The organism is Kribbella sp. NBC_00482 (genome assembly GCF_036013725.1).
Classification (GTDB): Bacteria; Actinomycetota; Actinomycetes; order Propionibacteriales; family Kribbellaceae; genus Kribbella.
In genome coordinates this window covers 1,790,060-1,802,842 of record NZ_CP107881.1, presented here as the reverse complement: position 1 = coordinate 1,802,842, position 12,783 = coordinate 1,790,060, and the positions used below count along the sequence as shown (strand labels likewise).

General features: G+C 68.8%; 13 protein-coding genes. 9 read left to right on the top strand and 4 right to left on the bottom strand.

Annotated features, from left to right (window positions below; genetic code table 11):
• Nucleotides 1-17: 17 nt before the first annotated feature.
• From pyrE to OHB24_RS09025, 5 genes are all read left to right on the top strand, one after another.
• Complete coding sequence (pyrE, locus tag OHB24_RS09045) at nt 18-560, top strand: orotate phosphoribosyltransferase (protein WP_327638500.1); 543 nt, start codon at nt 18-20, stop codon at nt 558-560.
• Nucleotides 560-1,291 carry a DUF3137 domain-containing protein gene (locus tag OHB24_RS09040; protein WP_327638499.1) on the top strand — a complete coding sequence of 244 codons (732 nt, stop codon included), beginning with the start codon at nt 560-562 and terminating at the stop codon, nt 1,289-1,291. The genes pyrE and OHB24_RS09040 overlap by 1 nt, the downstream gene beginning before the upstream one ends.
• 37 nt (nt 1,292-1,328) lie before the next feature.
• Nucleotides 1,329-2,177, top strand: a complete 849-nt coding sequence (locus tag OHB24_RS09035) for a LemA family protein (RefSeq protein ID WP_327638498.1) — start codon at nt 1,329-1,331, stop codon at nt 2,175-2,177.
• Nucleotides 2,178-2,406: 229 nt separating this feature from the next.
• Nucleotides 2,407-5,388, top strand: coding sequence for an AfsR/SARP family transcriptional regulator (locus OHB24_RS09030; protein WP_327638497.1), 2,982 nt, complete (start codon nt 2,407-2,409; stop codon nt 5,386-5,388).
• 91 nt (nt 5,389-5,479) lie between these two features.
• Nucleotides 5,480-5,890 (top strand): hypothetical protein, encoded by a 411-nt coding sequence (locus tag OHB24_RS09025; RefSeq protein ID WP_327638496.1) that lies wholly within the window; start codon nt 5,480-5,482, stop codon nt 5,888-5,890.
• Here OHB24_RS09025 and OHB24_RS09020 read toward each other — a convergent pair.
• Nucleotides 5,884-6,582, bottom strand: a complete 699-nt coding sequence (locus OHB24_RS09020) for a DedA family protein (RefSeq protein WP_327638495.1) — start codon at nt 6,580-6,582, stop codon at nt 5,884-5,886. The genes OHB24_RS09025 and OHB24_RS09020 overlap by 7 nt on opposite strands.
• Nucleotides 6,583-6,642: 60 nt before the next feature.
• Between OHB24_RS09020 and OHB24_RS09015 the strand changes: the two genes are divergently transcribed.
• Nucleotides 6,643-7,269: a TrmH family RNA methyltransferase gene (locus tag OHB24_RS09015; RefSeq protein ID WP_327641035.1), complete on the top strand. Its 627-nt coding sequence runs from the start codon at nt 6,643-6,645 to the stop codon at nt 7,267-7,269.
• Here OHB24_RS09015 and OHB24_RS09010 read toward each other — a convergent pair.
• Nucleotides 7,251-7,667, bottom strand: a complete 417-nt coding sequence (locus OHB24_RS09010) for a MarR family winged helix-turn-helix transcriptional regulator (RefSeq protein ID WP_327638494.1) — start codon at nt 7,665-7,667, stop codon at nt 7,251-7,253. The genes OHB24_RS09015 and OHB24_RS09010 overlap by 19 nt on opposite strands.
• Nucleotides 7,668-7,716: 49 nt before the next feature.
• Between OHB24_RS09010 and OHB24_RS09005 the strand changes: the two genes are divergently transcribed.
• The 3 genes from OHB24_RS09005 (at nt 7,717) to OHB24_RS08995 (ending at nt 10,186) form a co-directional block, all read left to right on the top strand.
• Nucleotides 7,717-8,736, top strand: coding sequence for an FUSC family protein (locus OHB24_RS09005; protein ID WP_327638493.1), 1,020 nt, complete (start codon nt 7,717-7,719; stop codon nt 8,734-8,736).
• Nucleotides 8,726-9,904, top strand: coding sequence for an alpha-amylase family protein (locus tag OHB24_RS09000; protein WP_327638492.1), 1,179 nt, complete (start codon nt 8,726-8,728; stop codon nt 9,902-9,904). The genes OHB24_RS09005 and OHB24_RS09000 overlap by 11 nt, the downstream gene beginning before the upstream one ends.
• A gap of 93 nt (nt 9,905-9,997) precedes the next feature.
• Nucleotides 9,998-10,186: a hypothetical protein gene (locus OHB24_RS08995; protein ID WP_131336007.1), complete on the top strand. Its 189-nt coding sequence runs from the start codon at nt 9,998-10,000 to the stop codon at nt 10,184-10,186.
• On the opposite strand, the gene OHB24_RS08990 is transcribed toward OHB24_RS08995, so the two are convergent.
• Nucleotides 10,175-11,905, bottom strand: a complete 1,731-nt coding sequence (locus OHB24_RS08990; protein ID WP_327638491.1) for an FAD-dependent monooxygenase — start codon at nt 11,903-11,905, stop codon at nt 10,175-10,177. The genes OHB24_RS08995 and OHB24_RS08990 overlap by 12 nt on opposite strands.
• On the bottom strand, nt 11,902-12,774 hold the full coding sequence (locus tag OHB24_RS08985; RefSeq protein WP_327638490.1) for an intradiol ring-cleavage dioxygenase: 873 nt from the start codon (nt 12,772-12,774) through the stop codon (nt 11,902-11,904). Before OHB24_RS08985 ends, OHB24_RS08990 begins: the two co-directional genes overlap by 4 nt.
• Nucleotides 12,775-12,783: the final 9 nt, after the last annotated feature.

Sequence of the window (12,783 nt, the reverse complement as noted above, 5' to 3'; positions counted from 1 at the left end):
ATCTAAGCTCAAGGCTCATGAGCTACGACCGGGACGGACTGCTGGAGCAGGTCAAGAGCAAGGCGATCGTGCATGGCCGGGTGACGCTGGCGTCGGGGAAGGAAGCCGACTATTACGTCGACCTGCGCAGGATCACGCTCGATGCGGCCGCGGCGCCGCTGATCGGCCCGGCGATGCTGGAGCTCACCAAGGACCTGGAGTACGACGCTGTCGGCGGACTGACGCTCGGCGCGGACCCGGTCGCGATGTCGATGCTGCACGCGGCGGCCCAGGAGGGGCGGACGCTCGACGCGTTCGTCGTACGGAAGGCCGAGAAGACGCACGGTCTGCAGCGGCGGATCGAGGGACCGGACGTAAAGGGCCGCCGGGTGCTCGCGGTCGAGGACACCTCGACGACCGGGGGATCGGTGCTCACGGCGGTCGAGGCGTTGCGCGAGGCGGGGGCCGAGGTGGTTGCGGTCGCGGTGATCGTGGACCGGGCGACCGGGGCGCAGGAGCGGGTGGAGGCGGAAGGCCTGGAGTACCGGACCGTGTTCGGTCTCGAGGACCTGGGGCTCTGATGCAGGACAGCAGCGTTCTGTTCCTTGTGCTGGCGATCGTCGTCGGCGTCGGCCTCGCCTACTTCAGCTACTACCGGGCGAAGAAGCGCCGAGAGATGTTCGCCGCTCTCGCCGCCCAGTACGGCTGGTCGTACGTGCAGGCCAACAACTCGCTCGCCGGTCAATGGGCCGGTACGCCGTTCCGCACCGGCGACAACCGGCGCGCGAAGAACGTGCTGTCGGGGCCGTACAACGGCCACCAGATGGTTGCCTTCGACTACAGCTACCAGACCCACACCACGAACGGAAAAGGTCAGCGACGGACCACCACCCACAACTTCGGTGTCGTCGTGCTGCAACTGCCGGGCGCGCTGCCGCATCTCGAGGTGACGCACGAGGGAATCTTCGGCGGCGCGGTGGCCAACGCGCTCGGTTTCCGGGACATCCAGTTCGAGAGCGAGCAGTTCAACCGCGCGTTCCGGGTCAAGGCCGACGACGAGCGGTTCGGGCACGCGGTGGTGACGCCGCGGATGATGGAGATGCTGCTCGCCCGCGGCGAGATCGGCTGGCGCTTCGAGGGAAATTCGCTGGTCGGCTGGGACAGCGGCGCGCACAACCCGAACGAGGTACTGAACCGCCTCGGGCTGCTCGAACAGGTCGCGCTGAACGTCCCGCCGTACGTCTGGCGCGACTACGCAGGCGTCGACCCCCGCGGTCAGCAGCCCCCTCCGGGCGGACCCGGGTACCCGTAGAGTCGCTCCCAGCACTGCCAACTCTCGGGAGCTCGTCATGGTTTGGGTCATCATCGTGGTCGCGGTGATCGTCATTCTGGCGATCATGCTGATCACGTCGTACAACCGGTTCGTCAAGCAGCGGAACCTGATCCAGGAGTCGTGGCGGCAGATCGACGTCGAGCTGCACCGCCGGTACGACCTGATCCCGAACCTGGTCGAGACCGTGCGCGCCTACGCCGCGCACGAGCGGCACGTGTTCGAGGAGGTCGCCCGGCTGCGCACCCAGGCGGTGAACGTGCAGGGCTCCAACCCGGAGCAGCGGGCCGCCGCGGAGGGTCAGCTGTCCGGCGCGCTGCGTCAGATGATGATCTCGGTCGAGCAGTACCCGCAGCTGCAGTCGAACCAGAACTTCCTCGGTCTGCAGCGCGAGCTGACCGACACCGAGGACCGGATCGCGGCCGGCCGCCGGTTCTACAACGCGAACGTCGGCGACTACAACACCCGGATCGAGGCGTTCCCGTCGAACCTGATCGCGGGCGGCTTCAAGTTCGAGAAGGCCGGCTACTTCGAGGTCAAGGACGAGCAGGTCCGTGCGGTGCCGCAGGTCTCGTTCGGCACGATCGGCTCGGTCGCGGGTGAGCAGGCGCCGCCGCAGATGCAGCCGGGTGCGCCGTCGTCGGGCCAGATCCACCCGCAGATGCCGGGGGACCAGGGCAACTACCCGCCGCAGCAGCAGATTCCGGGCGGTTACCAGCAGCAGCCCGCGCAGCAGCCGCCGTACCAGGGCCAGCCTGGCCAGTACCCCGCTCCGGGGCAGTACCAGGGAGAGCCACCGGTGGGCGGGCCGCCTGCGGGTTCCCCCGCGCCACAGGACGGACAGCCGCCATTCACCGGTGGCCAGTAGGCACCGGTTCCCCGTAGTCCAGGACCCCCGATCCCGGACTCTCTCCCAGTGCCAGGCCCGGTGTGACGGCGGTCAAGTCGCCACCTCCGGGCCTGCCCTCCCCCCGGTACCTGTGACTACAGTGCCGGACTGAGATACATCCGGCGTACATCGCCCTCACGGCAGGTGCAGACGCCGCGTACAGCCGGATGTCACGATAGGTCGGTTCAAGAGTGGAGAGGTCGGACGAGTGGACAGTCTGAGGTACGGGATCCTCGGACCTCTGCGGCTCGTTCACGTCCCGGGCCAGCCGCTCAAGGCCGCCAAACCGCGCCAGCTGCTCGCCACGCTGCTCCTGCACCCGAACCGGTTCGTCTCGACCGACCTGATCGCGGACGCGCTCTGGGAGAACACCCCGCCGCGGTCCGCGACCGCGAACATCAGGACGTACGTCCGGGCGCTCCGCGGCGTGCTGCAGGACGCCGGGCTGCCCGCGCCGATCGACACCTCGGCCGCCGGCTACAGCATCGAGGTCGGTGTCGACGAGCTCGACGCCAGCCTGTTCGAGTCGCTGCTCGCCGAGGGCGGCCACCTCCGCGACCAGGGCGACGGCCGGCAAGCGATGCAGGTGCTGTCCCGCGCGTACTCGCTCTGGCGCGGCCGCCCGCTCGAAGACCTGCCGATGCCCGCGGCGTGGGAGGGCTCGATCTCCCGCCTCGAGGCGCAGCACCGCGGGCTCGTCGACAACCTGCTGGACCTGCGGCTCGAGTACGGCGACGCGAGTGGCGCCGCCGTACTGCTGAGTGCACGCCTCACCGACGACCCGTACGACGAGCAGCTCTGGCGGCGGCTCGTCGACGCACTGGTTGCCGCGGGGCGAGTGGGTGAGGCGAGAGCGGCGTACGCGAAGGCAGTGCAGACGCTCGCCGACGAGCTGGACATCAAGCCCGGTCCGGAACTGGAGGCCGCCGGCGCCCGCGCCGAGAACGGCCGCTCGGCCAACTGGCCCAACCCGGGCATCCCAGCGGACCGTACGGCGGACCGCCCGGGACCGGCCGCACAACCCGGACCGATGGCCGCGCCCGAGCTGACCGATCCGCTGCGGCCGCCGAGCCAGCTTCCGCTCGACCTGGCCGACTTCAGCGGCCGGCTGGAGCTCCTGGACGAGCTGCGCGACCTGGTCTGCGGCCGCGACCCGGTGCGGCCGCCGATCGCCGTGATCTCCGGTGCGCCGGGGACAGGGAAGACTTCGCTGGCTGTACGGCTCGGGCACCTGGTGCGGGAGTACTTCCCGGACGGCCAGATCTACCTGGACATGCACGGCGCGACGCACCCACGCGACCCGGCCGCCGCGCTGACCGATCTGCTGCTCAGCCTGAACCTGCCCGACTACGCGATCCCGACCGACCCTGAGCGGCGGTCTGCGATGCTGCGTTCCGAGCTGGCCAGCCGCCGTGTGCTGATCATCCTCGACGACGTGGCCACCGCAAGTCAGGTGACTCCGCTGATGCCCGGCACCGGTGCGTCGGCCGTGGTTGTGACCAGTCGTAACCGGCTCATGGACCTGGCAGGTGCGGACAGTACGCCGCTCGACACGTTCGACGACCGCGAGGCAGCTCTCTTGCTGTCCTCGGTCGCAGGAGCCGGCCGGATCGACCCGTCCTCGCCCGAGGCCGAGGAGATCCTGGCGGCCTGCGCGAACCTGCCCCTGGCGATCCGGATCGTCGGCAGTCGGCTGGCGCAGCGGCCCGATCTGAGTGCACGTGAGCTGGCGCGGCGGTTGCGGGACGAGACGTCGCGGCTGGACGAGCTGAGCATCGGCGAGCTCGCCGTACGGTCCAGCGCGGACCTGAGCTACGGCGCGCTGAGCCCTGAGGAAGCCCGGCTGTACCGGCTGATCGGTCACTTCGCGGTGGGTGTGTTCTCCGCGCGTGCGCTCGAGGCAGTCGCGTCGCCGGCCGCCGTACGACGCAGCCTGGATCGGCTGATCGAGGTCAACCTGGTCCGGATCAGCTCGGTCGACCAGCGCGGTACGGCGCGCTACCGCGTCCACGACCTCCTGCGGCTGCACGCGCTCGGCGTCGGCGACGACGAGCAGAAGGCGCAGGCGGTCCGCGACGTCGAGGCCGTGGTCGACGCGATCCTGCACAAGATCCGGCGCGCCAACAACGGGCTGTCCTTCGAGTACTTCGGCGTACTGGAGCACACCGGGCCGTTGACGGCGCCGGACCCGTCGCCGTTCACCGAGACCGACGCGATCGCGTGGTTCGACAGTGAGCGCAGCACGTTCGTGCCGGCCATCCGCGCCGCGGCGCAGAACGGGCTGCACGAGCACGCGTGGCGGATCGCGGCGGCGTGGGGGCCGTACCTCGACCTGCGGGCCGGGTTCGACGACTGGAACGGCTCGCACCAGCAGGGACTGGTCAGTGCGATCGCGTGCGGCGACCGGCGCGGCGAGGCGATCATGCACCGGAACCTCGGCCAGCTCGCCGTCTACCAAGACGACTGGGAGACCGCGCGCCGGCACTTCGACGCGGCCGCGCAGGCGTTCGCGGAGGTCGGCGACCGGCTCGGTGAAGGTGTTGCCGCCGTCGGGCTCGGCACCTGGCTGCGGGAACGCGGCGAGCGTGACAAAGGCCTGGAGCAGTACGAGAAGGCGATCGAGGCGTTCGTCGAGGACGGGAACGCCAACGCCGAGGCCCTGGCCCGGACCGCGGCCGCGAACGTCTACATGTTCCGCGGCGACCTGGTCACCGCCCGGCGGCTGCTGGCCCAGGCGTTCCTGATCGCCGTACGGCGGGCCGACGCCCACCGGGAAGCGAAGGTACGCCGGCGGATCGCGGACCTCCGCGTCCATCAAGGGCGGCACGACGAGGCGGTCCGGCAGTTGCGGAAGGCGCTGGCGATCTTCGACGGGATGGGTGACGACCACTGTGCGGCGTACACCCGGGCGCTGCTCGGGCAGGCGCTGATGGAGCGCGGTGAGGTGGCCGCGGCGCGCAAGATCCTGCTGGACGCGATCGACATCGGTCACCGGCTGGGCGATCGCAGCGTCGAGGGCGAGGCGGCGCAGCACCTCGGCGAGCTCTACCTTTCCACGGGCAGCCTCGACAACGCCCGCCGTACCCTCGAACGCGCTGCACGCGTGTGGCAGCAGGCCGGGAACGACGGAGCGGCAGCCGACTGCCGCCGCATGCTCGCGGGGTTCGAAGCAGGGGCTGCGGCCGGCTGACGCCGCAATGTACGGCGGGTGTATTCGGGCCCGGCAACATTCAGACCATGCCACGGCACGTAGGCCGAGGACGGGGGATCGGGGAGGACCTATGGCCTGGGGGGACGTAGTCGTGGAAGGCCGGAACGTCCCGCGGGTGGCAAACCCGCGGGACACCGAGGCGGCGCTCAATTGGCAGTTGGAGCGCGTCGGATCGGCGGCCTGGCTGGATTGGCCGCTGAAGTTCCAGCGGATGGCTTTCGGTTATGCGCACGACAGCGGCTGGCACGACGCAGCCGACGCGGTTCGGTGGCTCGACCACCACGCCCTGCTCCGTGAAGGGGCGGCGCCACGGGGGGCGCTGGTCTGGTACCAGGCGGCAGACCGGATCCGGGTGGCTTGTTCACTCGGCTCCGGTCAGGTGGTCGGACCGCTGCCGACCGGACCGGTCGAGGCCGCCGACCTGTCGCTACTCAGCACCGACTGGGTCTGGTCGGAGCCGCATTTTCCTTTCGGTCACTGACCGTTGCTCACCGGGTGCTTCGGTGCGGCGTGCTTCGGGGCGTCGCCGGACTTCTTGTTGCGGTTCCGGCGGCGGGCCAGGACGTACTCGACGACCATCGGGATCAGCGAGATGAACACCAGCAGAACCAGCGCGGCCTCGAGGTTCTTGTGGATGAACTCGACGTTGCCGAGCGCGTGGCCGAGCAGCGTGATGCCCGGCGCCCAGATCACCGCGCCGACCCCGGTCCAGAGGAAGAACTTCTTCGGGTCCATCTTCCCGGCGCCGGCCACGATCGTGATGAACGTCCGGACGATCGGCACGAAGCGCGCCATCACCAGGGCGCGCGGACCGTACCGCTCGAAGAATTCATGCGTTTGCTCGATGTACTTCGGTTTCAGGAACCGGGCGTTCGGATTGCGGAACAACGACGTACCCAGGGCGCGGCCGATGTAGTAGCCGGAGACGTTGCCGAGGAACGCGGCGATGGTCAGCAGCACACAGGCCAGCCAGAGCGGTACGTCGATGGTTCCTTGCGCGATGAACAGGCCGACGGCGAACAGCAGTGAGTCACCGGGCAGGATCGGGAACAGCACCCCGCACTCGATGAACACCACCAGCAGCGTGCCCCAGAGGGCCCAGTTACCCATCCAATGCAGGAGGTACTCCGGGTCCATCCAGTTGGGCATCAGCATCGCGACAAGAGGAAGCACGCGGACAGGGTAGCGTCCCAACCTGTGCATGAGCTGATCGGCGACGTACGGGGAGCGGACATGGTGGGCCCGAGCGAGGTCGGGGTCGGGCCCTGGGAGGGCGACTGGCCGGACGACCCGCGGCTGGATCCGGAGCTGCTGACGGCCGGGGACCGACGCAATGTCGTGGACAAGTACCGGTACTGGAAGCTCGAGGCGATCGTCGAGGACCTGGACCAGCAGCGGAACCCGTTCCACGTCGCGATCGAGAACTGGCAGCACGACCTGAACATCGGCTCGGTCGTCCGGACCGCGAACGCGTTCCTCGCGTCGGAGGTCCACATCGTCGGCAACCGGAAGTGGAACCGCCGCGGCGCGATGGTCACCGACCGCTACCAGCACGTCCGCCACCAGCCGGCGCTGTCCGACCTCGCGACGTACGCCGCCGAGCGTTCGCTGCCCGTGATCGGCATCGACAACCTGCCGGGCGCGGTGCCGCTGGAGACCTACGACGTGCCCCGGGAGTGCGTCCTCCTGTTCGGTCAGGAGGGTCCCGGGCTCACCGACGACGCGCACCAGATCTGCACGGCCGTGCTCTCCATCGCTCAGTTCGGCTCGACCCGCTCGATCAACGCCAGCGCGGCGGCCGCGATCGCGATGCACGCCTGGATCCGCCGGCACACGTTCGGTCAGCCGTCGAGCAGCTGATCGAGGATCCCCGCCGCCAGTTGGAGTACTGCGCGCTCGGTGGGATTGAGGCGCTCGTCGATCGCTTCGGCGAGCCAGTCATCCGAGCTCTTCATGTGTTCCTTGAGCAGCTGCCGCCCGCGATCGGTGAGCTCGATCGTGTGCCGGCGCCGGTCGTGCGTGTCCTGCTGCCGCGAGATGAGCTGCTGCTCCTCGAGACTCGCCAGGACCCGCGTCAACGACTGCGGCTGCACCCGCTCGGCCGCGGCGATCTCGCTCGCCGTCAGCGCCCCGCGTCGATGCAACTGCCCAAGCACTGCGACCCCGGTGCTGCCTAGTCCGGTGCGCTCGGCACGCAGTCGCAACGCCAACCGGGTGCTAGCCCTCCTGAGCGCAACGGCTGTTTCGTAAGCTTCCATTTACTATCCTTCGACCTGCTTCGCTTGAGAATGCTAAGCTAAGCTTACTATGAGCGTGCAAGTCATTCACTGGTCCCGGGACACGCCCGTGGTCCCGGCCCAGCTGGCCATCGCGGCCCTAGCGATGGCCGGACCGATCACCTACGGCGTAACCACCGGCCACCTCGCGCACGCCTCCTCCGCAGCCCTCGGCGCGATGGCAGTCAACTTTGTGCACCCACCAACCATCCGCAGACCGTTTTCATGGTTGGTGGGTGCTCAAGGTCGTGTTGTGGGTGGCGGGGCGGTGGCGGCGCTGGGTGCGCTGGCTGGGGCGTGGCTCGGGGGTCGTGGGTGGGTTGGCGCGGCGGGGGTCGTGTTGCTGGCTGCGGTTGCGGCGGTGGTGGGTGGGTTCAGCCGGTGGACAGCTGACTCGGCGGCGCGGTTCATCACGTTCTTGGTGATGGCGACTGGGTTGAGTGGGGCAGCGTGGGAGGTTGCGCGGTGGTTTGCGCTCGGGGTTGCGTGGGCGATCCTGCTGGGGCTCGCGGCCGCCGCGTTCTCGGCACCGGCTGCCCCGGCCGGAGGCGTACCGACGTACCGGCAGCTGTGGCGACGTTGGTGGGGGAACCTGCATCGCTTCGAGGGATGGCGGTACGCCGTATGCCTGGTGCCTGCGCTTGCGGTGGCCGAGGTGATCGGCGTGCTGTGGCATCAAGAGAAGGGGTACTGGATCGCGCTCGCCGTGGTGATCGTGGTCCGGCGCCGGGGCGGATCGTTGCTTCGGGCAACGCAACGCTGTCTCGGTACGTGCGCCGGCGTACTCATCGGTGGTGCACTCGTCCTCTGGGTGCCGCCGTCGTGGGCGATCGTGGCGGTGGTGAGCGTCCTCGCCGGACTGCGCCCGCTGCTCAAGGAACGCAACTACGCGGCCTATGCCACCGTCATGACCCCGCTCGTCGTTCTCCTGATGGACCTCGGCCGTACGCCGGGACTCTCGACGATCGGGTACCGCCTGATCGACACCGTGATCGGCTGCCTGATCGCGATCTTTCCTACTCTGGTACTGAGGAGGCGTCATGTGGCCTGATCACGCGATCTGGTGGCAGATCTACCCGCTCGGCTTCACCGGGGCCTCGCCGACAGCGCAGGCGACGGTCGTGCATCGCCTGCCACAGTTGGAGAATTGGCTCGACTACGCGATCGACCTGGGCTGCAACGGGCTCCTGCTCGGTCCCGTCTTCGCCTCCGAAACCCACGGCTACGACACCGTCGACCACTTCCGGATCGACCCGCGGCTCGGCGACGCCGCCGACTTCGACCGTCTGATCGCCCAGGCGCACGCCCGCGGCCTGCGGGTCGCCCTCGACGGCGTCTTCAACCATGTCGCCCGCTCCTTCGCCCGTCCGGAGTGGTTCCGCCGTGGTGGCCTCGACACCTTTGAGGGCCATGAACAGCTGGTGGCGCTCGACCACAGCAACCCGGAGGTCGCGCAGTACGTCGGCGACGTCGTGCGGTTCTGGAACGACCGCGGTGTCGACGCGTGGCGCCTCGACGTGGCGTACGCCGTACCGCCTGAGTTCTGGCGCCACGTGCTGCCGCGGGACCGCGACACCTGGTACTTCGGTGAGGTCATCCACGGCGACTACGCCGCGTACGTCGAGAAGAGCGGGCTCGATTCCGTCACGCAGTACGAGCTCTGGAAGGCGATCTGGAGTTCGCTCAACGATCGCAACTTCTACGAGCTCTCCTACGCGCTCGGCCGGCACAACGCGCTGCTCGACACGTTCGTCCCGCAGACGTTCGTCGGCAACCACGACGTGACCCGTCTCGCGACCCGGCTCGAGGACGAACGCCACCTCGGCCACGCGCTGGCGATCCTGTTCACGGTCGGCGGCGTACCGAGCGTCTACTCGGGCGACGAGCAGGCGTTCCGTGGCCTCAAGGAGGATCGCGCCGGCGGGGACGATGCCATCCGTCCGGCGTTCCCCGAGTCGCCCGGCGAGCTGGCGCCGTACGGCCGGCCGACGTACCGCCTGCACCAGGAACTCATCGGCGTACGGCGTCGTCATCCGTGGCTGACCCGGGCGCGGACGACCGTCGAACACCTCACCAACGAGTCGCTCGTACTGCGGAGCACCGACGGCGAGGAATCGGTCCTCCTGCTGCTGAACATCTCGGACCAGGAGCTGCGCTTCCCGCTCGCGGACACCCCGCCCGTGCCGGCCCACAGCTGGGAATTGTTGACAAGTCCGTAACCTTCCTCCGCTTGCGCCCGTTGTACTCGGTGAGACAGAAGTGAGGCTTCTCGTCGCGCTGGATGTGGTGACGGGACACATGGGGGTTTGCTGATGAACACTCTGTGGGACGAACTGATACACGAGCTGGGCACCGTGCGCGCGTTGAGCGCGGCAGCTCTGGAGGCGCGGTCGGAGACCTCGCGGGTCGCGCTGATCACCTTGCTGGACGCCGAGACCGCGGAGATCTCGGCGATCCTCGACCGCATCCTCCGCGAGGCCGCCGCCTCCTCAGCGGCCTAACAAGGAACCGACCGCCCGGCGGAGCGATTCCGTCGGATCGTCGGGCTGGTCGAACACGCGGTAGGCGATGTGCGCGTCGGGCCGGACGAGCAGACAGCCCTCGTCCGGGATCTCGCGCACCCGCGCCCAGTCGCCGTACAGGTCGTCGAGCTCACGACCCGGCCCGATCACGAACGGCTCGATCGGTACGCCGAGTTGCTCGGACACGGACTGCGCCGCCTTCACCCACGCATCGCCGCCGATGCCGGTGAGCAGGGTGAACCGGCCCTTCCCGACCACGTCCAGCGTGCTCACGGTGTCCGATCCGCGCGTCAGCCAGCAGTGCGGGATCCGGGCGCCGGGCCACGTTGTCGGGTGGTAGTACAGCTCGTGATCCCGCTCGTACGGCGGCTCGGGCGTGCCGTCGTCGACCACCGCGGACGACCGGTAGCGCTGCCCGAGCTCGACACCGTGCGCGTTGAACTCGTAGTCCTTCAGCTCGATCGCCTTCCGCAGTTCCTCGCGCTGCGCGGCGGCGGTCGGCGTGTCGTCCTTGCGTGACTCGATCGTCCGCCCGGCCGGCGCGTCCGGCGTCATGCCGAGCGCCCGGAAGATCTGGCCGAACTGGTTGCGACTCTTGTTGGCGCGGTCAACGATCTGCCGCGCGATCGGGGCGCGCTCGGCCTCGTAGCTCTGCAGCAACTCGGGCGCGGCCTGACCCTTGAGAACCAGGGCGAGTTTCCAGGCCAGGTTGTACGCGTCCTGGACCGAGGTATTCGAGCCGAGGCCGTTGCTCGGCGGGTGCCGGTGGATCGCGTCACCCATACAGAAGACACGGCCCTTCGAGATCTTCTCGGCGTACATGTGGTTGACGCTCCAGACCGACGTACCCTTCAGCTTCACCTCGATCGTGTCGTCGCCGACCAGGTTGTGCACGATCTCGGTCGCCATCGCCTCGTCGACCACCGGGGCGGGCTGGTTGATGTCGTAGCCCCAGACGATCAGCCACTCGTTCCACGGGCGGACCATCCGGACGAGGCCCGCGCCGATCCCGCCGATCTGGGCGCCGGGCTGCAGGACCCAGTACAGAACGCTCGGGCGATGCGCGACGTACCGGCTCAGGTCGGCCTCGAACACGATGTTCATCGAACCCTCGATGTCCATCGCACCGGCCATCGGCAGATCGATGTCCTGGGCAACCTTGCTCCGCCCGCCGTCCGCGCCGATCAGATACTTGGCGCGGATCTGGTACGTCGTGTCGCTCAACCGGTCCCGCACCGAGGCCGTGACGCCGTCGTCGTCCTGCTCCAACGACAGGTACTCGGTGTTGAACCTGAGCCGCGCGCCGCGGCTGGCAGCTGTGCTGACCAGGATCGGCTCGAAGAGCGTCTGGGGGAGATCCATGGGCAGGCAGGGACTGGCCTCCGTGTAGTCGGCCAAGCGGCGTGGATGCGTGCCCCACGTGCGGATCCGGCCGATCTCCTCGCCGGCCAGGCTGGTGCAGAACGCGGTCTGGCCCATCAGATCGTGGGCGGTGCCCTTGTCGACAACCTGGTCCTCGATGCCCACGTCGCGCATCAACTCGATCGTGCGCTGGTTCGTGATGTGCGCGCGGGGCGTGTTGGCGGTCCAGCCGTACCGGGTCAGGACGATGTTGTCGACGCCGTACGTGGACAGGAAGAGGGAGGCGGCGCCGCCGGCCGGGCCGCTACCGACGATGAGAACGTCCGTGGTGATCATTGCTGGGCCTCCTCGGTGGTGGCGAGCACCAGGTCGTAGTCGACGGTGTAGTAGCGCTGGTCCGGCGTACTGCCGTCGGGAGCCTCGGCGCCGGCCGGGTGTACGGCGAAGTCGGCGATGAGCGACTGCTTGACGCCGAACACCGCGTCGGTGTCGAGGTGTTCGTCGCCTGCCGCGAAGACATGGGTGATCAGGCGGCTGTACCCAGGGGCCGTGACCATGAAGTGGATATGCGCCGGGCGCATCGGGCCCCGACCGCCCGCGCGGAGCAGCTCGCCGACCGGGCCGTCGTCGGGGATCGGGTAGGCGACCGGCTTGACCGCCCAGAACCGATAGTTGCCATCAGCATCGGTCGTCAGATGGGCGCGGTTCTGCGGACCGTCGAGCTCCTTCTGTACGTCGTAGAACCCGTCCTCGTCGGCCTGCCAGGTCTCGACGAGCGCCTGCGGGATCGGTTCGCCCTTGGTGTTGAGGACACGCCCGCTCACCAGGCACGGCTGTCCAGGGGCGCCGTTCGAGATGTCGCCACCGAGTTGTACCTCGGGTGATCCCTCGACGAAGAACGGGCCGAACACAGTGGACTGCGTGGCCTCGGGCGGCTTTCGGTTCCCGAGTCCGACTGTGAGCATCGACAGCCCGAGTACGTCGGCCAGCAGCACGAACTCCTGTCGGGTGCCGGTCGAGATCTGACCGGTCCGGGTCAGGAAATCGATCGCGGTGAAGTACTCGTCCTCGGTGAGGTCCACCTCCCGCGCGAACGCGTGCAGGTGGCGCACGAGGGCGCTCATCACCTCCCGGTAGCGTCCGCTCTGGCTGTCCGCGAAGCTGGCCACCACGGCTGCGGTCAGATCATCTCCTTGCAGGTCCATCCGGTCTCC

Coding starts and splice junctions, on each gene's coding strand:
- pyrE (WP_327638500.1), top strand. CDS start 18: ATGAGCTACGACCGGGACGGACTGCTGGAGCAGGTCAAGAGCAAGGCG.
- OHB24_RS09040 (WP_327638499.1), top strand. CDS start 560: ATGCAGGACAGCAGCGTTCTGTTCCTTGTGCTGGCGATCGTCGTCGGC.
- OHB24_RS09035 (WP_327638498.1), top strand. CDS start 1,329: ATGGTTTGGGTCATCATCGTGGTCGCGGTGATCGTCATTCTGGCGATC.
- OHB24_RS09025 (WP_327638496.1), top strand. CDS start 5,480: ATGGCCTGGGGGGACGTAGTCGTGGAAGGCCGGAACGTCCCGCGGGTG.
- OHB24_RS09015 (WP_327641035.1), top strand. CDS start 6,643: ATGGTGGGCCCGAGCGAGGTCGGGGTCGGGCCCTGGGAGGGCGACTGG.
- OHB24_RS09010 (WP_327638494.1), bottom strand. CDS start 7,667: ATGGAAGCTTACGAAACAGCCGTTGCGCTCAGGAGGGCTAGCACCCGG.
- OHB24_RS09005 (WP_327638493.1), top strand. CDS start 7,717: ATGAGCGTGCAAGTCATTCACTGGTCCCGGGACACGCCCGTGGTCCCG.
- OHB24_RS09000 (WP_327638492.1), top strand. CDS start 8,726: ATGTGGCCTGATCACGCGATCTGGTGGCAGATCTACCCGCTCGGCTTC.
- OHB24_RS08995 (WP_131336007.1), top strand. CDS start 9,998: ATGAACACTCTGTGGGACGAACTGATACACGAGCTGGGCACCGTGCGC.
- OHB24_RS08990 (WP_327638491.1), bottom strand. CDS start 11,905: ATGATCACCACGGACGTTCTCATCGTCGGTAGCGGCCCGGCCGGCGGC.
- OHB24_RS08985 (WP_327638490.1), bottom strand. CDS start 12,774: ATGGACCTGCAAGGAGATGATCTGACCGCAGCCGTGGTGGCCAGCTTC.